Source organism: Streptomyces sp. NPDC007971 (assembly GCF_042958635.1).
Taxonomy (GTDB): Bacteria; Actinomycetota; Actinomycetes; order Streptomycetales; family Streptomycetaceae; genus Streptomyces.
Map to the genome: position 1 here is coordinate 426971 of NZ_JBIBJK010000001.1, position 19255 is coordinate 446225.

Sequence of the window (19255 nt, forward strand, 5' to 3'; positions counted from 1 at the left end):
ATGAAAGAGGACCTCGTCCTCCCGGCCGGCCGCGAGGCCGCCGGCGACACGGCTGCCGAGCCGCTGCTGGAAGTCTCGGCGCTGACCAAACACTTCCCGGTCAAGGGCGGCTTCCCGATCCGCCGTACGGTCGGCCATGTCCAGGCCGTCGACGGGATCGACCTGACCGTGCACGTCGGCGAGAGCTTCGGCCTGGTCGGCGAGTCGGGCTGCGGCAAGTCGACCACGGGCCGGCTGATCACCCGCCTGCTGGAGCCGACGGCGGGTTCGGTCTCGTACCGCGGCCGGGACATCAGCCATGCCACCCGCAGACAGCTGGCGCCGATCCGCTCGGAGATCCAGATGATCTTCCAGGACCCGTACTCGTCGCTGAACCCGCGGCAGACGGTCGGCAAGATCATCTCCGGTCCGATGGAGATCAACGACATCGACCCGCCCGGCGGCCGCGAGAACCGGGTCCGGGAGCTGCTGGAGATCGTCGGCCTCAACCCCGAGCACTTCAACCGCTTCCCGCACGAGTTCTCCGGCGGCCAGCGCCAGCGCATCGGCGTGGCCCGCGCGCTCGCCCTGGAGCCGAAGCTCATCGTCGCCGACGAACCGGTCTCGGCCCTCGACGTCTCCATCCAGGCCCAGGTCGTCAACCTGCTCCAGCAGGTGCAGAAGGAGCTCGGCATCGCGTTCCTGTTCATCGCCCACGACCTGGCCGTCGTGCGGCACTTCTCGCAGCGTGTCGCGGTCATGTACCTCGGCAAGATCATCGAGGTGGGCGACCGCGAGTCCATCTACGAGCGCCCGCGCCACCCCTACACCCACGCCCTGCTCTCCGCGGTCCCCGAGGTGAACCTCACGGAGGACGAGGCGCCCGAGCACGAGCGCATCCGCCTGGCCGGCGACGTCCCGTCCCCGATCAACCCGCCCTCCGGCTGCCGGTTCCGCACCCGCTGCTGGAAGGCGCAGGAGAAGTGCGCGAGCGAGGAGCCGCCGCTGGTGCAGATCTCCGGCAACCGCTCCGGTCACCTGACGGCGTGCCACTTCCCGGAGGAGCCGACGACCGCGGCCCGGGACGAGGACATCGTGCTGGACCCGGCGCTGGCGGCGCTGGAGGATTCCTCGAAGTCCGCGGGGGAGTAGGCCTCAGGCCCGCCGGGCGACGGTGACGATCTCCGGACCGGCGGGGGTGAGCGGCCCCCGCCCCCAGTCCCCGTACTGCTCGTCGACCGTCAGGCCGGCCTCGGCGAGAAAGCGGGAGACGGCCCCGGCGTCCAGGAAGCGCAGGGTCGCCGTGCTGACCCGGGGCCGGTCCCAGCCCTCGCCCTGGAAGGTCTCGGTGAAGGTCACCCGGTCCCCGACGGGTCCGTCCTGGACCTCGTGCCAGACGCGTACGGCGGCGCCGTGCTCGTCCGTCACCTCGTGCACCCGGTCCGGGGTCCAGCGCTCCCAGGGCCGGGCGGCCGGATTCCGCGTCTCGAAGACGAAGCGCCCGCCGGGCGCCAGCGCGTCCCGCACGGCGCCCAGGCAGACGCGCAACTCCTCGTCCGTGAGCAGTACTTGGAAGGCGTGCCCGGTCATGACGACCAGGTCGAACTCCGCCCTCCACCGCCGCGAACGCAGATCGCCGAGCACCCACTCGACGCGCGGTTCGGCCCGCCGCGCCTGGACGAGCATGGCGGCCGCCGGATCGAGGCCCATCAGCCGCCCCCGGTGCCCCTCGGCCCGTGCCTGCCGCAGCAGCCGTCCGGTACCGCAGCCGACGTCCAGCACGGAGCCGGCGGATCTCACCAGCTCCAGGTAGAAGTCATCACCCGGACCCCAGGGATTGAGGCTGTCGTAGAGCGAGGCGAGCGAGAGATCGGCGAACGAATGATCTACCACCGCGGCAGTTTGACACACGATGCTGAACGGTGCGTCAGGAACGGGCGCACTTCATGAACGAGATTCATCTTCCCCGGCGTTGGGACCTTCGGCTTTCCGGGGGTCGGGAGCCTCGGCCGCGCTTCGGCCCTCTGGCATGCCGAGGCCCGCGACGAGGAACGCGACCAGCCGACGGGCGTCGTACCGGGAGTCGCTCTCCGCTCCGACGCAGAGGTTGCCGACGCCCCGCATGAGTTCGTAGGCCTGCAGTCCGGGGCGGATCTCGCCGGCCGCGGCCGCGGCCTGGAGCAGCTGGGTGCACACGGGCACGAGACGGTCGAGGAAGTAGGCGTGCAGCGCGTCGAAGCCCGCGTCGTCGGACTGCAGCACGGCGGCGAGTCCGTGCTTGGTGACCAGGAAGTCGACGAACTGGTTGATCCACCGCTCCAGCGCCGCGTAGGGGCTCGCGCTGCTCGCCAGCAGGGCCGGCCCGGCCTCGGCGCAGGCGTCGACCTGGTGGCGGTAGACGGCGATGATGAGGTCCGCCCGAGTGGGGAAGTGGCGGTAGATCGTGCCCACTCCGACCCCCGCCCGCGCCGCGATGTCACGCACCGGCGCGTCCACGCCCGACGTGACGAAGAGCGCGGCGGCCGCATCCAGCAGGTTCTCCTTGTTGCGCCGGGCGTCCGCCCGCTTGGACCGGGCCGGGGGCTCCGTGTCCTTGTCCGCGTCGCTCACCGCGCAGCTCCCTTCCCAGTCGGGTTGCCAAAACGGAACGGCGTTCCGTATCGTCGTTAACGGAACACGGTTCCGCTTACTCATGATGCCAGAGCGGCGACCCGGTACCAAGCCGTGCCCGGTCCCATGCCGCACCCGCACGGGAGGAACACGCTCATGCAGTACCGCACCCTGGGCCGTACCGGGGTACAGGTCAGCTCCCTCGCACTCGGCGCGATGAACTTCGGCCGGATCGGGCGCACCGGCCAGGACGAGGCCACCGCCCTCGTCGACGCGGCCCTCGAAGCCGGGATCAACCTCATCGACACCGCCGACGTGTACAGCGCCGGCGAGTCGGAGGAGATGGTCGGCAAGGCCATCGCCGGCCGTCGCGACGACATCGTGCTGGCCACGAAGGCGGCCCTGCCGATGGGCGACGGGCACAACCACCGCGGCGGCTCGCGCCGCTGGCTGGTCACCGCCCTGGAGGACAGCCTGCGCCGCCTCGGCGTCGACCACGTCGACCTGTACCAGATCCACCGGTGGGACCCGGCCACCAGCGACGAGGAGACCCTGTCCGCCCTGACCGACCTTCAGCGCGCGGGAAAGATCCGCTACTTCGGCTCCTCGACGTTCCCCGCCCACCGCATCGTCCAGGCCCAGTGGGCCGCCCGCGAGCACCACCTGGGCCGGTACGTCACCGAGCAGCCCAGCTACTCCGTCCTCCAGCGCGGGATCGAGGCCGACGTGCTGCCCGTCTGCCAGGAATACGGGCTCGGCGTGCTGGTGTGGAGCCCGCTGGCCTCGGGCTGGCTGTCGGGCGCGGTCCGCAGGGACCGGGAGATCACCACCCACCGCTCGACGTTCATGCCCCAGCGCTTCGACCTCACCGTCCCCGCCAACCGGGCCAGGCTCGACGCCGTCGAACGGCTGGTCACGGTCGCCGCCGAGGCCGGCCTGACGATGATCCAGCTGGCCCTCGGATTCGTGACCGCGCATCCCGCCGTGACCAGCGCGCTCATCGGCCCCCGCACCCCGGACCACCTGCGCGCGCAGCTCGCCGCCGCCGACACCGTGCTCCCGGCCGACGTGCTCGACGCGGTCGACACGATCGTCGCCCCCGGTACCGACCTCGCCGCGCACGAGAAGTCGGACACCCCGCCCGCGCTGCTCGATTCGTCGCTGCGCCGCCGCTGACCGACCGGCAGGACCGATCCGGCTCTCCGTGAACCAAGCCTTTGAAGGGACAGAAACACCGTGAATGCATCGGCTGACACCCTCGACACCTTCGACACCTTCGGCCCGCCCACTCCCGTCCTCTCCGTCAGTCCGGTGGTGCTGCCGGCTCCCGGCCGGGCCGTGGACCTTCAGGTGCGCGTCTCCGCGCCCGTGACCGGGAGCGACCTGCCGGTCATCCTCCTCTCGCACGGCCAGGGCTACTCGAACCACCTCTCCTCGCTGAACGGCTACGCCCCCCTCGCCGACTTCTGGGCGGCGCACGGTTTCGTCGTGATCCAGCCCACCCATCTGAGCTCAAGGACGCTGACCCTGGATCCCGATACTCCCGGGGCGCCCCTGTACTGGCGATCACGGGCCGAGGACATGACGCGCATCCTTGACCACCTCGACGCGATCGAGGCCGCCGTCCCGCAGCTCCTCGGGCGCCTGGACCGGAGCACGGTCGCCGTGGCCGGGCACTCGATGGGCGGCCACACCGCGAGCCTGCTGCTGGGCGCCCGGCTCACCGATCCGGACGACGGAACGGAAGTGAACCTGGCCGATCCCCGGATCAAGGCGGGTGTCCTGCTGGCCGCGCCCGGCAGGGGCGGCGATGCCCTCACCGAGTCCGTGGCCGAGAATCTCTCCTTCTTCCTGACCACGGACTTCTCGGAGATGACGACGCCCGCGCTCGTGGTCGCCGGCGACAAGGACGCCTCCGCCCACCTGACGGTCCGCGGTCCGGACTGGCACGCCGATCCGTACGTCCTCGCCCCGGGCCCCAAATCCCTGCTCACCCTGTTCGACGCGGAGCACGGACTCGGCGGGGTCTCCGGCTACGACGTCGCCGAGACCACGGACGAGGACCCCGAGCGGGTGTCTGCGGTCCAGCGGCTCACCTGGGCCTACCTCCGCACCCAGCTCTACCCCGGGGACTCCGCCTGGCAGGTGGCGCGCGACGCGCTGACGACCGGCCCCCGTCCACTCGGACGGGTCGAGTCCAAGTAGCCGACTCTCAACTCCGCTCGGAATAAGCCTCTTTCAGGCCTTCGACGAAGGGGGTGAAGACCTCGGCCGGGAAGGTGAGGGTTGCCCTGGCCGGGGCTTTGGAGTCGCGGATGGATATGTGGGTGTCCAGGTGTGCGACTTCGACGCAGGCGTCGCCCTGGCCGCCACCGGAGAAGGACGACTTCCGCCAGGTGTCGGGGGTCAGCATGCTCACAGCTCCTTCGACAGCCGGTGGATGAAGTCCCCCTGTGCCGGGGCGAGCGCCAACGGCCACCGCCCGGCTCACCTCATGGACGAGGTTCGGCTTCTGGGTGCTTGAGAGCTTCGATGAAGGGAGCGAAGGCCTCGGGCGGGAAGGCGAGGATGCCGGCGGACGGGGTCTTTGAGTCGCGGATGGATATGTGGGTGCGGCTGTCGGCGATCTCGACGCAGTTGTTGCCTTCTCCTCCGCCGGAGTAGGACGACTTCTGCCAGGTGTCGGGGGTCAGCATGCTTCACAACTCCTTCGCCAGCCTGTGGATGAAATCGCGCGAACGCGCCGGTTCGAGCGCCACAGCCTCTACTTTACGGAAGAGCGTTCGAAACGCGCTGAGCTGAGCTTCGGAATCGATGAAGGCGGTGCCGTGTGGTGAGTCGCGGACAGCTGTGTCGAGCTTGGGTACGCTCCCGCCCGCATACATCATGGCGCTCCAAGCCCCTGCGAAGCCGTCGAGGTCGAAGGGAATCACGCGCACGCTGACGTGATCGGCGTCGGAGAGCTCCAGAACTTGGACGAGCTGAGCCCGTGCAGCAGCGCGGTCACCGACCCGGATGCGCAGCGCTCCCTCATGGATGACCGCCTCGTACGGCACAGGGTCGGGGCCTTCGAGGACAACCCGCCGATCCATCCGATGGCGGACGCGCAACTCCAGTTCCTCGTCGGGCAGAACGGGGACCTGGTACGAGAAGACGGCGCGCGCGTAGTCCTCGGTCTGAAGAAGGCCCGGGACGTGCAGGAACTCCACATCGTGCCGGTAGGTTGCGTGATGCTCCAACTCGGCAAGATCCAGGTACAGGGTGGGCAATAGTCCCCGGTACTCCTCCCACCATCCGAGCGTACGGTCCGTTGCCATCGCCACCAGTGCGTCGATCAACTCGGAGTCCGTGCAGGCATAGTGAGCGGTGAGCCGTCGCACGCGTTCCTCGCTTACCCCCGCCGTGCCGAACTCGATCTGGCTGATCTGCGCCGAGTCCGTCCCGAGCAGTGCGGCGGCTTCGAGCCCCTTGAGCCCTGCGACCTCCCGCAGTTTCCGCAGTTCAGCACCTAGACGTTGTTGGCGTGCGGTGGGCTGCTTCCTGCGCGCCATGCATTCCTCCCTGTGTTCAACTGCTGCGGAGAAGTACCCCGTTCGAGGTGCAGATTACGACAGCAGCTTGCCCGGTCCCAAATTGTGGCTCTACCGTCAGTGACGCGACGTGAACGCAGCGGAAGCGCACTGCTCCGTCGTGCCTTGACGGCTGCGGCAATGCCGCCGCGCGCGAAATTCCCACCCACCGACTGGAGTCGATGACGCATGCCCGAGACCTGGGACTACACCCTCTACATCCCCAACGACCTGAGAGCGGTCACGGTCTGTCGCCGGACTCTGCGTCTGATCCTGACCCTGCACGGGTTGACCGGGTTGTTGGACACGGCGGAGCTGCTGGCGGCGGAGCTGGTCTCCAACGCCGTACGCCACACGAAGGGACCGGCCGCGCTCAGGGTGCGGCGGACGGTGGAGGGGGTGGTGTGGATCGGGGCGTGGGACACGGATCCGGCGCCGCCGGAGCCTCCGGTGCCGTTGTCGTCGGCGGGCGAGTTGGTGGAGGCCGGGCGGGGATTGGGGCTGGTGGTGGCCTGTGCGGATTACTGGGGGTGGCAGCCGTCGGCGCGGTTCGGGAACCGCGGCAAGTACGTGTGGTGCGAATTGACGGGAGCGGCGTAGTCCGGCGGGGGCGGATGCGGTCTCGCCGGAAAATCACTTCACGGTGAACCATGGCGGCACGAACACGTGTGACGAACTGCTGGTGTACGCCTGAGGCCGCCGCCCACGAGAAGGGCCCGCACATCCGGAGACGTGCGGGCCCTCGCTCCCCTGGAGCGGACGTTCATGGGCTCGGGTCAATGGGCCGAGAAAGTCCGTTCCACAAGGGGGCGGCTGACGGAAAGGGGTGTGTCAGGCCGCCGCCTCGGGGTCCTTGGAGAGGCGCGGGGCCGGGATGGTCTCCGTCGTCTCGGGGTAGTGGCAGGCGGTCAGGTGGCCGGGCTTGTTGCCGTCCGCCTGGACCAGCGGCGGGGCCTCCGTCGCGCACTTCTCCGTCGCCTTCCAGCAGCGGGTGCGGAAGCGGCAGCCGGAGGGCGGGTTGATGGGGGAGGGCACGTCGCCGACCAGGCGGATGCGCTCGCGCGGCTCCTCGTCCACCGTGGCCTCGGGCACGGCGGAGAGCAGCGCCCGGGTGTAGGGGTGACGCGGGTTGTCGTACAGGTCCTCGCGGTCGGCGATCTCGACGATCTTGCCGAGGTACATGACCGCAACGCGCTGCGAGAAGTGCCGGACGATCGCGAGATCGTGGGCGATGAACACGAACGCGATGCCGAGTTCCCGCTGGACCTTCTGGAGCAGGTTGACGACCTGGGCCTGGATGGAGACGTCCAGGGCGGAGACCGGTTCGTCGGCGACGATGAGCTTCGGCTCCAGGGCGAGCGCGCGGGCCACGCCGATGCGCTGGCGCTGGCCGCCGGAGAACTCGTGCGGGAAGCGGTTGAAGTGCTCGGGGTTGAGGCCGACGATCTCCAGCAGCTCCCGGACCCGGTTCTCGCGGCCGCCGGGCGGGTTGATGCCGTTGATCTCCATCGGACCGGAGACGATCTTGCCGACCGTCTGCCGCGGGTTCAGCGAGGCGTACGGGTCCTGGAAGATCATCTGGATCTCGGAGCGGATCGGCGCCAGCTGGCTGCGCCCCGCGTGCGTGATGTCCTGGCCGCGGTAGGTGATCTTGCCGCCGGTCGGCTCCAGCAGGCGGGTGATCAGCCGGCCCGTGGTCGACTTGCCGCAGCCCGACTCACCGACGAGGCCCAGGCTCTCGCCCTCGGACACCTGGAAGTCCAGGCCGTCCACGGCCTGCACCGCGCCGACGGTGCGCCGGATCGGGAAGCCGCCCTTGATCGGGAAGTGCTTGGTCAGCCCGGAGACGTCCAGGAGGGGGGTTGTGTTGCTCATGGTCGTGAAGTCCCGTCTCGTGTCCGTCAGTTGTGCCGGGTTGCGGCGAAGTCGGCGAAGAGTTCCTGCTTCTGCTCCTGGGTGAGGTGGCAGGCGGAGCCACGGCCCTCGATGACCTCAAGGGCGGGCCGGTCGCTGGAGCACAGCCCGTCGGACACCTTCTCCGCGAAGGTGCAGCGCGGGTGGAAACGGCAGCCGGTGGGCGGGTTGAGCAGCGAGGGCGGCGAACCGGGGATCGGGGTCAGCGGCACGTCGACCGGCCCGTTCAGGCTCGGCATCGAGTTCAGCAGGCCGAGGGTGTAGGGGTGGTCCGGGGTGCGGAGCACCTCCTTCTTGGTGCCCCGCTCCACGCACCGGCCGCCGTACATCACCAGGACGTCGTCCGCGATGTCGGCGATGACGCCGAGGTCGTGGGTGATGAAGATGATGGCGGTGCCGAACTCCTGCTGGAGGTCCTTGAGCAGGTCCATGATCTGGGCCTGCACCGTCACGTCGAGGGCCGTGGTCGGCTCGTCCGCGATCAGCAGCTCGGGGTCGCAGACCAGCGCCATGGCGATCATGGCGCGCTGGCGCATACCGCCGGAGAACTGGTGCGGGTAGTCGTCCACCCGCATGTCCGGCTGCGGGATGCCGACCCGGCGCAGCATCTCGATCGCGCGCTTGCGGGCCTCGGCCTTGGAGGCGCCCGTGTGCTTGCGGTAGGTCTCGCTGATCTGCGCGCCGATGGTGTGGTACGGCGACAGCGAGGCCAGCGCGTCCTGGAAGATCATGGCCATCTTGTTGCCGCGCAGCCGCTCCAGCTCCCTCTCGGAGGCGGTGAGCAGTTCCTTGCCGTCCAGCAGGATCTCGCCCTCGATGGCGGTGTGGGCGCGGTCGTGCAGGCCCAGGATCGTGAGGTTGGTGACGGACTTGCCGGAACCCGACTCGCCCACGATGCCGAGGGTCTGCCCCTTGGCCAGGTCGAAGCTGAGACCGTCGACGGCCTTGACGATTCCGTCCTCGGTGGAGAAGTGGACCTTTAGGTCCTTGATGGAGAGGAACGGCTGCTGATCGGTGCTCGTCACGGGGACGCTCCTGAGGGGGGTGATGCGAGGGTCGGGGATGGGGCGGAGGTCAGGCGAGCCGGATCCGCGGGTCGATGAGGGCGTAGACGGCGTCCACGATGATGTTGAAGATCACGATCGCGCCGGCGGACAGCAGGGTGACGCCGAGGACCATGGGCAGGTCGCTCTGGTCCACGGACTTCAGCGCGAGCCGGCCGACGCCCTGGAGGCTGAAGACGGACTCGGTGATGATCGCGCCGCCGATGAGCGTGGCGAGGTCGATGCCGAAGATGGTGACGATCGGACCCATCGCGCCGCGCCAGGCGAACCGGAAGAACACCTTGCGCCGGGAGAGTCCCTTGGCCCGTGCGGTGCGGACGTAGTCCTCGCTGAGCGTCTCGACCAGCTGGGAGCGCGCCATACGCGTGTAGTTGGCGGTCCAGATCAGGGCGAGCACCAGCCACGGCAGCAGCAGACCGGAGGCCCACTGGACGGGGTCGTCGGTGATGGGGGTGTACGACGGGTTGTCGAGGATGCCGAGCTTTGCGACCAGGAAGTACATCGCGATGTAGCCGACGAAGTAGATCTGCAGCGAGGAGGCGATCAGCGAGCCGGAGCTGGCCAGCTTGTCCTGCCACTTGCCCTGCTTGACCGCCGCGAGCATGCCCGCGCCGACACCGAAGAAGAGGAAGACGACGGCGGAGCCGAAGGCCAGCGAGAGAGTCAGCGGGAGCCGGTTCATGATCGTGCCGAGGACGGGCTCACGGTTGGCGAACGAGTACCCGAGGCAGGGCGCGTTGCAGTTGCCGAAGTCGCCGTAGCTGCGCCCGACGAAGATGCCCTTGAGCCAGTACCAGTACTGGACCGGGACCGGGTGGTCGATGCCCAGGTTGTGCCGGACCTGCTTGAGCATGTCGGGCGTGCAGTTCCTGCCGCAGGACATCATGGCGGGGTCACGCGGGATGGCGTAGAAGAGCCAGAAGGTGACGGCGCTGATGATCAGGAGAATGACCAGCGCGCCGAGAACTCGGCGGACAAGGAAGCGGAGCATGGGGCGTGACTTTCCGGACGGGGCGCCGTCGCCGGGGGTAGGGGGGTGGGCCGTAGGGGGCGGCCAGGTCGTGGCCGCCCCCGGAGGATCTAGCGCGCTTACTTCATGGCGTAGAGCTTGCAGAGCGCGACGCAGGTGTTGCCGGCGTCGTACACGACGTTGCCGACCTTGGACCCGTGCATCCAGTTACGGATCGAGTGGTAGTCCGGGACCACCGGCGCCAGCTCCATGATCTGGCGGTCGATGGCGCCCCAGGCCTTGTTGGCGGCCTCGACGTCGGCGATCTTGGCGGCCGCGTCGATCGCCTTGTTCACGCTCGGGTCGTTCAGCTGCGCGTAGTTGCTGCGGCCGTCACCGATGTTCTTGCCGCTCCAGCAGGGGTAGAAGACCGAGTAGCCGTTCGGCCAGTCCGGGCTCCAGCCGGCCGCGAACAGGTCGAAGTCGTTGTCGATCTTGCCGATCTGCGTGTAGAAGGTCGTCTTGTCGACCTGCTTGTTGACGACCTGGAAGCCGGCCGCCTCAAGCGAGTTCTTGATCTGGACGGCCTGCTTCACCGCGTTGTCGGACTGCTGGTAGGCGATGACCAGCTTCTGGCCGATCTTGCCGGCCTCCTTCAGCAGCGCCTTGGCCGCGGCCGGGTCGCCACCGGGCTTCTTGTCCGTGCCGTAGAGGTCGAACTTCTGGTAGCCGGGGGTGACCGGGCTCAGGATGGTGGTGGCCAGCTCGCTGGTGGAGGCGCCGCCGCGGATGGTCTGCAGCTGCTGGTGCGGCCAGGCCAGGTTGATGGCCTTGCGGACCTTGACGTCCTTGATGCGGGTCATGTTGATCGGCCAGTAGTAGGTGACCGTGTCGACCTGGGTGAGAACGCGCTTCTTGAGCGTGGCGTTGGTCATGACCTGCGCGACGCGCTCGGGCGCGACCTCGTTGAAGATCGACATCGCGTACTGGTCGTTGCCCTTGTCCGCGACGTAGCGGTCGGTGGAGGCGACGAGCTCGAAGCCGAACTGGAAGACGTACTGGTCCGGGTAGGCGTTGCGGATCGCGTCCGTCTTCGGGTCCCAGTGCTCGTTGCGCACGTAGGTCAGCGACTTGCCGATGTCACGGCTGCCGATCTTGTACGGACCCAGCGCGAACGGGCGCTTGTCGTACTTCTCCTTGGTGTCGTGCTTCTTGTTGACCAGGCTGTAACCCGCCATGGCCAGCGTGTAGTTGAAGTCGGTGCGCGGCTCGGTGAGGTGGAAGGTGACGGTCTTCCCGGAGATCTCGATCGAGTCGAGCTTCTTGCCGTCGTACGGGCCCTTGTACTTGTCGCCGCCGACCATCCACTGCTGGACGTAGCGCGGACCCTCGGTCACGAAGGAGGCGAAGAGGCGCTCGACGGTGTGGCGGACGTCGTCCATGGAGAGGTCGGAACCGTCCTCCCACTTGATGCCGTCCTTGATCGTGAAGGACCAGGTCTTGCCGCCGTCCTTCATGGTGCCGGCGTCGGTGGCGACGTCGCCGACGAGCGTGCAGCCGCCCTTCTCGTCGATCTTGTAACCGGTCAGACCACGCAGGATCGGGCGCGTGATGGCCTGCTCGGTCGAGACGTAGATCTGCGCCGGGTCAAGGTGGTCCATGTCGAACTGGTCGAGCGAGTAGATCGTCCCGCCCTTGACCGCACCCGTGACCTCGGGGGCCGGACCCGCCGAGTCGGCCTTGGTGCCGACCGGGATGTTCATGGTCTTGGCCTTGCTCACCGACGGGATGTTCTTGTCGGTGGAGCTCTTGCCGCTGCTGCAGGCGCTCAGCACAGTCGTGGAGGCCGCGGCCACACCGGTGGCGATCAGGAAGTTTCTACGAGAAAAGGACATGCTGAGCCTGCCTATGAGGGTCGATTCTGACGGTCGGGACCAGTCGGACACCATCGAGCCGGACCGGGTGGAAAGGAAGTGCTACCGCTTGGACTTGGGGTCGAGCGCGTCGCGCACGGAGTCGCCGAGCAGGTTGAAGGCGACGACGAAGATCACCATCGAGATGCCCGGGAAGAGCATGAAGGTGATGTCCTGGGAGTAGAACTGCGAACCTCGGGCGATCATGACACCCCAGTCCGGGGTCGGGTCGATGATGCCTACGCCGAGGAAGGACAGACCGGCTTCGGTGGTGACGAGCGCCGGGAGCAACAGCGTGGACTGGATGATGATCGGTGTCCACAGGTTCGGCAGCAGTTCCTTGAACACGATGCGCATCGGGGATGCGCCCGTGACCTTGGCCGCCTCGACGAACTCGCGCTCGCGCAGGCCGAGGACCTGACCGCGCAGCAGACGCGCGATGGAGGCCCAGCCGAACACGGTCAGCACCACGATCAGGGCGAGGGCGCGCAGCCACGTCGGGATGTTGTCGTCGGGGGCGACGAAGAGGCCGTAGACGACCGGCATGAAGGCGATGAAGAAGAGCGTCGACGGGAACGACAGCAGGATGTCGATGACCCGGCTGACCAGGTAGTCCGTCTTGCCGCCCAGGTAGCCCGCCGTGACGCCGACCACGACGCCGAGGACCACGGTGAGGATCGTGGCGGCCACGGCCAGGCCGAGCGAGGTGCGGATGCCGTACAGCAGGAAGGTGAAGACGTCCCGGCCGAGCTGGGGCTCGATGCCGAACCAGAAGTCCGAACTCATGCCACCGTTCGGGCCCGCCGGGTAGGCGAAGGGGTCGAGCAGGCTCGGGTCCTGGCTCGCGTAGGTGGTGTACGGGTCCTTGCCGTACAGCTTCGCTATGAGCGGTGCTGCTATCGCGATCACGAAGAAGAAGATCACGACGTAGGCGGATATAACGCCCGTGCGGTCACGCTTGAAGCGCTTCCAGGCGAGTCGGCCCGGAGAGCGGTTCTCGCTGCCCTTCGAGCCGCCCGAAGTGTTCGACTTCGTCGCGGTCTCGTCGGTCACCTCAAGCGGGGCAGCCGCAGATGGAGTAGGGGGGGTCATGGTGCTCCTGGCCCACGGGAGGGTCTGATGACTCCGCAGGGCGCTCCCCTACGGGCTACGCCGGACTTTTTCAACGCAATTCATTCAAGGTCAATAAATTCTCGACCGCCTTGGTTGTCTATTTACCTTCTTTACTCTGGCTTGACCAATTTGTAGCTACGCGGGTAGCACGCCGTAATCAATCCGTGCTTCACATCGGACTAACCGGACAATTCAGTCAAGAAGTTCGATATGCGGACGGTGGTGTGTCGACATGCGTACATCGGCCCGTCGCAATCCAACGTTTCGGCATCGTTGTACAGAGATCCATTGCGTTACGGTGGCAAGATCGTCCGGGCCTGCTCCGGCGGCTGCCTGCATTCGGATGACGTGTCCCTCTAAAGGCCGCTCAATCGGGCGGCGGGCATGCGGTATGTCTCCTTTCGGCCGATATTGACCGTTAGTGGGTCAGTGGTCACGGAGGAGGCATGCCATGCGCGGAACCACGCACGCCCGATGGGCCGCCGGCGCGGCGGCAGTGGCGCTCGTGGCCACCGCCTGCGGGGGTGGCGGCTCGGGCGGCGGGGGCGGCGCCGGAGTGCTCAGCTCCTCCTGGGGCGACCCGCAGAACCCGCTGGAGCCGTCCAACACCAACGAGGTCCAGGGCGGCAAGGTGCTCGACATGGTCTTCCGGGGCCTGAAGCGCTACGACCCGAAGACCGGCGAGGCGAAGAACATGCTCGCCGCGGGCATCGACACCAAGGACTCGCAGAACTTCACGATCAAGGTCAAGGACGGCTGGACCTTCTCCAACGGGGAGAAGGTGACCGCCAGGTCCTTCGTGGACGCCTGGAACTACGGGGCGAGCCTGAAGAACAACCAGAAGAACGCCTACTTCTTCGGTTACATCGAGGGTTACGACAAGGTCCACCCCGCCGGCGGCTCGCAGACCGCCGACATGCTGTCCGGCCTGAAGGTCGTGGACGACCACACCTTCACCGTCAAGCTCAACCAGAAGTTCTCCAGCTTCCCCGACACCCTCGGCTACGCGGCCTTCGCCCCGCTGCCCCGCGCCTTCTTCACCGATCACTCGGGCTGGCTGAGCCGGCCGGTCGGCAACGGGCCCTACGCCATCGAGTCCTACACGAAGGGCTCGCAGATGGTCCTCAAGAAGTGGGGCGGCTACCCCGGGCCGGACAAGGCCCAGAACGCCGGCGTGACCCTGAAGGTCTACACCGACAGCAACACCGCCTACACCGATCTGCTGGCCGGCAACCTCGACCTCGCCGACGACATCCCCGCCTCGCAGCTGAAGAACGTCAAGAGCGACCTCGGCGACCGCTACATCAACAACCCGGCCGGCATCATCCAGACCCTCGCCTTCCCTTATTACGACCCCGCCTGGAACAAGCCGGGATCGCAGAAGGTCCGCACGGGTCTGTCCATGGCGATCGACCGCAAGCAGATCACCGACACGATCTTCCGGCAGACCCGCACCCCGGCCACCGACTGGACCTCGCCGGTGCTCGGCCCGAACGGCGGTTTCAAGGCCGGCCTGTGCGGCACCGCCTGCGACTACAACCCCACCGAGGCCAAGCGGCTGATCAAGGAGGGCGGCGGGCTCCCCGGCGGCCAGGTGAAGATCACGTACAACGCGGACACCGGCTCGCACCGGGAGTGGGTCGACGCGCTGTGCAACTCCGTGAACAACGCGCTCGGCAACGACAAGGCCTGCGTCGGCAATCCGGTCGGCACGTTCGCCGACTTCCGCAACCAGATCGGGCAGCACAAGATGAGCGGCCCGTTCCGGGCGGGCTGGCAGATGGACTACCCGCTCATCCAGAACTTCCTCCAGCCGCTCTACTACACCAACGCCTCCTCCAACGACGGCAAGTGGTCCAACAAGGACTTCGACCGACTCGTCGACCAGGCCAACGCGGAGACGGACCAGGTCAAGGCCGTCGCCACCTTCCAGCAGGCCGAGGGCGTCGTACGGGACAACATGGCCGCCATCCCGCTCTGGTACCAGAACGGCAGCGCGGGCTACTCCGAGCGTCTGTCCAACGTGGCACTGAACCCCTTCAGCGTCCCCGTCTACGACGAGATCAAGGTCAGCTGAGCGGCCATGGGGCGCTATGTCGTCCGGCGGCTGCTCCAGATGATCCCGGTCTTCATCGGGGCCACGCTGCTGATCTTCCTGATGGTGAACGTGATGGGCGACCCCATCGCGGGGCTGTGCGGCGAGCGGGCGTGTGATCCGGCGACGGCCGCGCAGCTGAAGAAGGAGTTCGGCCTGGACAGGCCGCTCTGGCAGCAGTACCTGACCTACATGGGGAACGTCTTCACCGGAGACTTCGGTACGGCGTTCAACGGCCAGCCGGTCACCGAGCTGATGTCCACCTCGTTCCCCGTCACCATCCGGCTGACCGTCGTGGCCATCCTCTTCGAGATCGTCATCGGGATCACGCTCGGCGTCCTGACGGGCCTCAGGCGCGGACGCCCCGTCGACACCGGCGTCCTCCTCGCCACCCTGGTCGTGATCTCCGTCCCCACCTTCGTCACCGGTCTGCTGCTCCAGCTGCTGCTCGGGGTCCAGTGGGGCTGGATCAAGCCGTCCGTCTCCCCGGACGCGGCCTTCGGCGAACTGATCGTGCCCGGCCTGGTCCTCGCCTCCGTCTCGCTCGCCTACGTCACCCGGCTGACCCGCACCTCCATCGCCGAGAACAGACGGTCCGACTACGTCCGTACGGCCATCGCCAAGGGTCTGCCCCGCCGCCGGGTCATCACCCGGCACCTGCTGCGCAACTCCCTCATCCCCGTGGTCACCTTCATCGGCGCCGACATCGGCGCGCTGATGGGCGGCGCGATCGTCACCGAGCGGATCTTCAACATCCACGGCGTCGGCTACCAGCTCTACCAGGGCATCGTGCGCCAGAACACCCAGACGGTGGTCGGCTTCGTGACCGTCCTCGTGCTGGTGTTCCTGGTCGCCAACCTGCTCGTGGACCTCCTGTACGCCGTACTCGACCCGAGGATCCGCTATGCCTGAGCAGCCGTACGAGTCCGACCGGGCCATCGCGGGGACCGGGGCGGGCGGCGCCATGGACCTCGCGGCGAGCGAGGCGCAGACGCTGGAGAAGATCCCGGGCGGACCCGAGGGGACCGGTCCGGCGGGCAAGCCGCGCAGCCTGTGGTCCGACGCCTGGCGGGACCTCAGGCGCAACCCCGTCTTCCTGGTCTCCGCCCTCGTCATCCTCTTCCTGGTCTTCATCTCCCTGTGGCCCTCGGCGATCGCCCCCGGCAGCCCGCTGAAGTGCCAGCTGTCCAAGGCCCAGGACGGGCCCGGGCCGGGCGCCCCCTTCGGCTACGACGGCCAGGGCTGCAACGTCTACACACGGACCGTCTACGGCGCCCGTACGTCCGTCACGGTGGGCGTGTGCGCCACGCTGGGGGTCGCTCTCCTCGGGTCGGTGCTCGGCGGCCTCGCGGGCTTCTTCGGCGGCGTCTGGGACTCGCTGCTGTCCCGGACCACCGACATCTTCTTCGCCATCCCGGTCGTCCTCGGCGGTCTCGTCCTTCTCTCGGTGGTGACCAGTAATACGGTCTGGCCCGTCATCGGGTTCATGGTGCTGCTCGGCTGGCCGCAGATCTCCCGCATCGCGCGCGGCTCGGTCATCACCGCCCAGCAGAACGACTACGTGCAGGCGGCCCGCGCCCTCGGCGCGTCGAACTCCCGCATCCTGCTGCGGCACATCGCGCCCAACGCCGTGGCGCCCGTGATCGTCGTGGCGACCATCGCCCTGGGCACCTACATCGCGCTGGAGGCGACCCTGTCCTACCTCGGCGTCGGACTGAAACCGCCGAGCGTCTCCTGGGGCATCGACATCTCCGCCGCCTCCCCCTACATCCGCAACGCCCCGCACGCGCTGCTGTGGCCCTCCGGCGCGCTCGCGGTCACCGTCCTGGCCTTCATCATGCTCGGCGACGCGGTGCGCGACGCCCTCGACCCGAAGCTGAGGTGACGGCGCCGTGCTGCTCGACGTACGCGACCTGCACGTGGAGTTCCGCACCCGGGACGGGATCGCCAAGGCCGTCAACGGGGTGTCGTACGCCGTCGGCGAGGGGGAGACCCTGGCGGTGCTCGGCGAGTCCGGCTCGGGCAAGTCGGTCACCGCCCAGGCCGTGATGGGGATCCTCGACACGCCGCCGGGGCGGATCACCGGCGGGGAGGTCCTCTTCCAGGGCAGGGACGTGCTGAAACTGAAGGAGGAGGAGCGGCGCAGGCTCCGCGGCGCCGGAATGGCGATGATCTTCCAGGACGCCCTGTCCTCCCTCAACCCCGTGCTGTCCGTGGGCGACCAGCTCGGCGAGATGTTCGTCGTGCACCGGGGCATGTCGAAGAAGGACGCGCGGGCCAGGGCCGTCGAGCTGATGGACCGCGTGCGCATCCCCGGCGCGGCCCAGCGGGTGCGGGACTATCCCCACCAGTTCTCCGGCGGCATGCGGCAGCGCATCATGATCGCCATGGCGCTGGCGCTCCAGCCGGCGCTCATCATCGCCGACGAGCCCACCACGGCCCTGGACGTCACCGTGCAGGCCCAGGTCATGGAGCTGCTCGCGGAGCTGCAGCGCGAGTTCCACATGGGGCTGATCCTCATCACCCACGACCTCGGAGTCGTCGCGGACGTCGCCGACCGCATCGCCGTGATGTACGCGGGCCGGATCGTCGAGTCGGCCCCCGTGCACGACATCTACAAGGCGCCGGCCCACCCCTACACCCGTGGCCTGCTGGACTCCGTCCCGCGCCTGGACCAGAAGGGGCAGGAGCTGTACGCCATCAAGGGCCTGCCGCCCAACCTGATGGACATCCCGCCCGGCTGCGCCTTCCATCCGCGCTGCCCGATGGCCCAGGATCTGTGCCGCACGGACGTGCCGCCGCTGTACGAGGTCGACCAGGAGCGGGGCAGCGCCTGCCACTTCTGGAGGGAGTGCCTCCATGGCTGAGCCGATCCTGGAGGTCAGCGGCCTCGTCAAGCACTACCCGCTGATGCGGGGGATCCTCTTCAAGAAGCAGGTCGGCGTGGTGAAGGCGGTCGACGGCGTCGACTTCGCCCTCGCCAGGGGCGAGACCCTGGGCATCGTCGGCGAGTCGGGCTGCGGCAAGTCGACGGTGGCGAAGATGCTGTGCCACCTGGAGCGGCCGACGGCGGGCTCGATCCGGTTCAAGGGCGAGGACATCACCGGGCTGTCCGGCAGGGCCCTCAAGGCCGTCCGGCGCAACATCCAGATGGTCTTCCAGGACCCGTACACCTCCCTCAACCCGCGGATGACGGTGGGGGACATCATCGGGGAGCCGTACGAGATCCACCCCGAGGCGGCCCCCAAGGGCGACCGGCGCCGCCGGGTGCGGGAACTCCTCGACGTCGTCGGCCTGAACCCGGAGTACATCAACCGCTACCCGCACCAGTTCTCCGGCGGGCAGCGCCAGCGCATCGGCATCGCCCGGGGGCTGGCGCTGCGCCCCGAGGTGATCGTCGCCGACGAGCCGGTGTCGGCCCTGGACGTCTCGGTGCAGGCGCAGGTGATCAACCTGCTGGACCGGCTCCAGTCGGAGTTCGACCTCTCCTACGTCTTCATCGCGCACGACCTGTCGATCGTCCGGCACATCTCGGACCGGGTCGGGGTCATGTACCTGGGCCGGATCGTGGAGATCGGCAGCCAGGCCGAGATCTACGACCACCCCACGCACCCCTATACACAGGCGCTGCTGTCGGCCGTCCCGGTGCCCGACCCCGCGGCCCGCGAACGCCGCGAGCGGATCATTCTCACCGGTGACGTGCCCTCCCCGACGGCCATCCCCTCGGGCTGCCGCTTCCGCACCCGCTGCTGGAAGGCCCAGGAGCGCTGCGCCCGGGAGGTGCCGGCGCTGGCCGTCCCGGTAGTGTTCCGGCCCACGGGCGGTCCCGCGGCCCACGACTCGGCCTGCCACTTCGCAGAGGAGAAGAGGGTCGTGGCCCCCGAGGACCCGCCGAAGCCCGCGCACAACGGCAACGGGCCGGCATGACCTGCGGACGGCAAACCGGGCCGGCATGACCTGTGGACGGCAACCGCGTCGGGATGACCTGTGGACAGCAACGGGCCGGCATGGCCTGCGGACGGCAACGGGCCGGGACGACATGGCGCGTC

At 68.3% G+C, this 19255-nt stretch carries 19 protein-coding genes; 9 read left to right on the forward strand and 10 right to left on the reverse strand.

Going from position 1 to position 19255, the window contains the following annotated elements; genetic code table 11:
- Window positions 1–1131 carry a dipeptide ABC transporter ATP-binding protein gene (locus ACFZCP_RS01905; RefSeq protein ID WP_391423173.1) on the forward strand — a complete coding sequence of 377 codons (1131 nt, stop codon included), beginning with the start codon at window positions 1–3 and terminating at the stop codon, window positions 1129–1131.
- Window positions 1132–1134: 3 nt separating this feature from the next.
- Here ACFZCP_RS01905 and ACFZCP_RS01910 read toward each other — a convergent pair whose 3' ends face one another.
- Both ACFZCP_RS01910 and ACFZCP_RS01915 read right to left on the reverse strand, forming a co-directional pair.
- Window positions 1135–1872, reverse strand: a complete 738-nt coding sequence (locus ACFZCP_RS01910; RefSeq protein WP_391423175.1) for a methyltransferase domain-containing protein — start codon at window positions 1870–1872, stop codon at window positions 1135–1137.
- Window positions 1873–1923: 51 nt separating this feature from the next.
- A complete protein-coding gene (locus ACFZCP_RS01915) occupies window positions 1924–2589 on the reverse strand; it encodes a TetR family transcriptional regulator (RefSeq protein ID WP_391423177.1) in 666 nt (221 codons plus the stop codon).
- A 156-nt stretch (window positions 2590–2745) separates the two neighbouring features.
- Between ACFZCP_RS01915 and ACFZCP_RS01920 the strand changes: the two genes are divergently transcribed.
- Together ACFZCP_RS01920 and ACFZCP_RS01925 are read left to right on the forward strand one after the other, a co-directional pair.
- A complete protein-coding gene (locus ACFZCP_RS01920) occupies window positions 2746–3765 on the forward strand; it encodes an aldo/keto reductase (protein ID WP_391423179.1) in 1020 nt (339 codons plus the stop codon).
- Between the two features lie 60 nt (window positions 3766–3825).
- A complete protein-coding gene (locus ACFZCP_RS01925) occupies window positions 3826–4794 on the forward strand; it encodes an alpha/beta hydrolase family protein (protein ID WP_391423181.1) in 969 nt (322 codons plus the stop codon).
- A gap of 7 nt (window positions 4795–4801) precedes the next feature.
- Here the strand turns inward: ACFZCP_RS01925 and ACFZCP_RS01930 are convergent, their stop codons facing one another.
- The 3 genes from ACFZCP_RS01930 to ACFZCP_RS01940 form a co-directional block, all read right to left on the reverse strand.
- A complete protein-coding gene (locus ACFZCP_RS01930; protein ID WP_391423183.1) occupies window positions 4802–5002 on the reverse strand; it encodes a DUF397 domain-containing protein in 201 nt (66 codons plus the stop codon).
- Window positions 5003–5081: 79 nt separating this feature from the next.
- Complete coding sequence (locus ACFZCP_RS01935) at window positions 5082–5285, reverse strand: DUF397 domain-containing protein (protein WP_391423184.1); 204 nt, start codon at window positions 5283–5285, stop codon at window positions 5082–5084.
- Window positions 5286–5288: 3 nt separating this feature from the next.
- Window positions 5289–6140 (reverse strand): Scr1 family TA system antitoxin-like transcriptional regulator, encoded by an 852-nt coding sequence (locus tag ACFZCP_RS01940; protein WP_391423185.1) that lies wholly within the window; start codon window positions 6138–6140, stop codon window positions 5289–5291.
- Window positions 6141–6347: 207 nt separating this feature from the next.
- On the opposite strand from ACFZCP_RS01940, the gene ACFZCP_RS01945 reads away from it, so the two are divergent.
- The gene (locus ACFZCP_RS01945; RefSeq protein WP_391423186.1) at window positions 6348–6758 is read left to right on the forward strand and encodes an ATP-binding protein; all 411 of its coding nucleotides are present in this window, start codon (window positions 6348–6350) and stop codon (window positions 6756–6758) included.
- A gap of 231 nt (window positions 6759–6989) precedes the next feature.
- Here ACFZCP_RS01945 and ACFZCP_RS01950 read toward each other — a convergent pair whose 3' ends face one another.
- The 5 genes from ACFZCP_RS01950 to ACFZCP_RS01970 form a co-directional block, all read right to left on the reverse strand.
- A complete protein-coding gene (locus tag ACFZCP_RS01950) occupies window positions 6990–8033 on the reverse strand; it encodes a dipeptide ABC transporter ATP-binding protein (RefSeq protein WP_391423189.1) in 1044 nt (347 codons plus the stop codon).
- Window positions 8034–8059: 26 nt separating this feature from the next.
- The gene (locus ACFZCP_RS01955) at window positions 8060–9097 is read right to left on the reverse strand and encodes an oligopeptide/dipeptide ABC transporter ATP-binding protein (protein WP_391423191.1); all 1038 of its coding nucleotides are present in this window, start codon (window positions 9095–9097) and stop codon (window positions 8060–8062) included.
- Window positions 9098–9146: 49 nt separating this feature from the next.
- On the reverse strand, window positions 9147–10127 hold the full coding sequence (locus tag ACFZCP_RS01960; RefSeq protein WP_362687982.1) for an ABC transporter permease: 981 nt from the start codon (window positions 10125–10127) through the stop codon (window positions 9147–9149).
- Window positions 10128–10225: 98 nt separating this feature from the next.
- Window positions 10226–11980 carry an ABC transporter substrate-binding protein gene (locus ACFZCP_RS01965; protein WP_391423193.1) on the reverse strand — a complete coding sequence of 585 codons (1755 nt, stop codon included), beginning with the start codon at window positions 11978–11980 and terminating at the stop codon, window positions 10226–10228.
- Window positions 11981–12061: 81 nt separating this feature from the next.
- Window positions 12062–13051, reverse strand: coding sequence for an ABC transporter permease subunit (locus tag ACFZCP_RS01970; RefSeq protein ID WP_391423195.1), 990 nt, complete (start codon window positions 13049–13051; stop codon window positions 12062–12064).
- A 511-nt stretch (window positions 13052–13562) separates the two neighbouring features.
- Here ACFZCP_RS01970 and ACFZCP_RS01975 point away from each other — a divergent pair.
- The 5 genes from ACFZCP_RS01975 to ACFZCP_RS01995 are packed head-to-tail and all read left to right on the forward strand — an operon-like array spanning window position 13563 to window position 19133.
- Window positions 13563–15188 (forward strand): ABC transporter substrate-binding protein, encoded by a 1626-nt coding sequence (locus tag ACFZCP_RS01975; protein WP_391423197.1) that lies wholly within the window; start codon window positions 13563–13565, stop codon window positions 15186–15188.
- 6 nt (window positions 15189–15194) lie between these two features.
- Window positions 15195–16118 carry an ABC transporter permease subunit gene (locus ACFZCP_RS01980; RefSeq protein ID WP_391423198.1) on the forward strand — a complete coding sequence of 308 codons (924 nt, stop codon included), beginning with the start codon at window positions 15195–15197 and terminating at the stop codon, window positions 16116–16118.
- The gene (locus ACFZCP_RS01985) at window positions 16111–17091 is read left to right on the forward strand and encodes an ABC transporter permease subunit (protein ID WP_391423200.1); all 981 of its coding nucleotides are present in this window, start codon (window positions 16111–16113) and stop codon (window positions 17089–17091) included. The genes ACFZCP_RS01980 and ACFZCP_RS01985 overlap by 8 nt, the downstream gene beginning before the upstream one ends.
- Window positions 17092–17098: 7 nt before the next feature.
- Window positions 17099–18073 (forward strand): ABC transporter ATP-binding protein, encoded by a 975-nt coding sequence (locus ACFZCP_RS01990; protein ID WP_362687964.1) that lies wholly within the window; start codon window positions 17099–17101, stop codon window positions 18071–18073.
- The gene (locus ACFZCP_RS01995) at window positions 18066–19133 is read left to right on the forward strand and encodes a dipeptide ABC transporter ATP-binding protein (protein WP_391423203.1); all 1068 of its coding nucleotides are present in this window, start codon (window positions 18066–18068) and stop codon (window positions 19131–19133) included. The genes ACFZCP_RS01990 and ACFZCP_RS01995 overlap by 8 nt, the downstream gene beginning before the upstream one ends.
- Window positions 19134–19255: the final 122 nt, after the last annotated feature.

Coding starts and splice junctions, on each gene's coding strand:
- ACFZCP_RS01905 (WP_391423173.1), top strand. CDS start 1: ATGAAAGAGGACCTCGTCCTCCCGGCCGGCCGCGAGGCCGCCGGCGAC.
- ACFZCP_RS01920 (WP_391423179.1), top strand. CDS start 2,746: ATGCAGTACCGCACCCTGGGCCGTACCGGGGTACAGGTCAGCTCCCTC.
- ACFZCP_RS01930 (WP_391423183.1), bottom strand. CDS start 5,002: ATGCTGACCCCCGACACCTGGCGGAAGTCGTCCTTCTCCGGTGGCGGC.
- ACFZCP_RS01935 (WP_391423184.1), bottom strand. CDS start 5,285: ATGCTGACCCCCGACACCTGGCAGAAGTCGTCCTACTCCGGCGGAGGA.
- ACFZCP_RS01940 (WP_391423185.1), bottom strand. CDS start 6,140: ATGGCGCGCAGGAAGCAGCCCACCGCACGCCAACAACGTCTAGGTGCT.
- ACFZCP_RS01945 (WP_391423186.1), top strand. CDS start 6,348: ATGCCCGAGACCTGGGACTACACCCTCTACATCCCCAACGACCTGAGA.
- ACFZCP_RS01950 (WP_391423189.1), bottom strand. CDS start 8,033: ATGAGCAACACAACCCCCCTCCTGGACGTCTCCGGGCTGACCAAGCAC.
- ACFZCP_RS01960 (WP_362687982.1), bottom strand. CDS start 10,127: ATGCTCCGCTTCCTTGTCCGCCGAGTTCTCGGCGCGCTGGTCATTCTC.
- ACFZCP_RS01965 (WP_391423193.1), bottom strand. CDS start 11,980: ATGTCCTTTTCTCGTAGAAACTTCCTGATCGCCACCGGTGTGGCCGCG.
- ACFZCP_RS01975 (WP_391423197.1), top strand. CDS start 13,563: ATGCGCGGAACCACGCACGCCCGATGGGCCGCCGGCGCGGCGGCAGTG.
- ACFZCP_RS01980 (WP_391423198.1), top strand. CDS start 15,195: ATGGGGCGCTATGTCGTCCGGCGGCTGCTCCAGATGATCCCGGTCTTC.
- ACFZCP_RS01985 (WP_391423200.1), top strand. CDS start 16,111: ATGCCTGAGCAGCCGTACGAGTCCGACCGGGCCATCGCGGGGACCGGG.
- ACFZCP_RS01995 (WP_391423203.1), top strand. CDS start 18,066: ATGGCTGAGCCGATCCTGGAGGTCAGCGGCCTCGTCAAGCACTACCCG.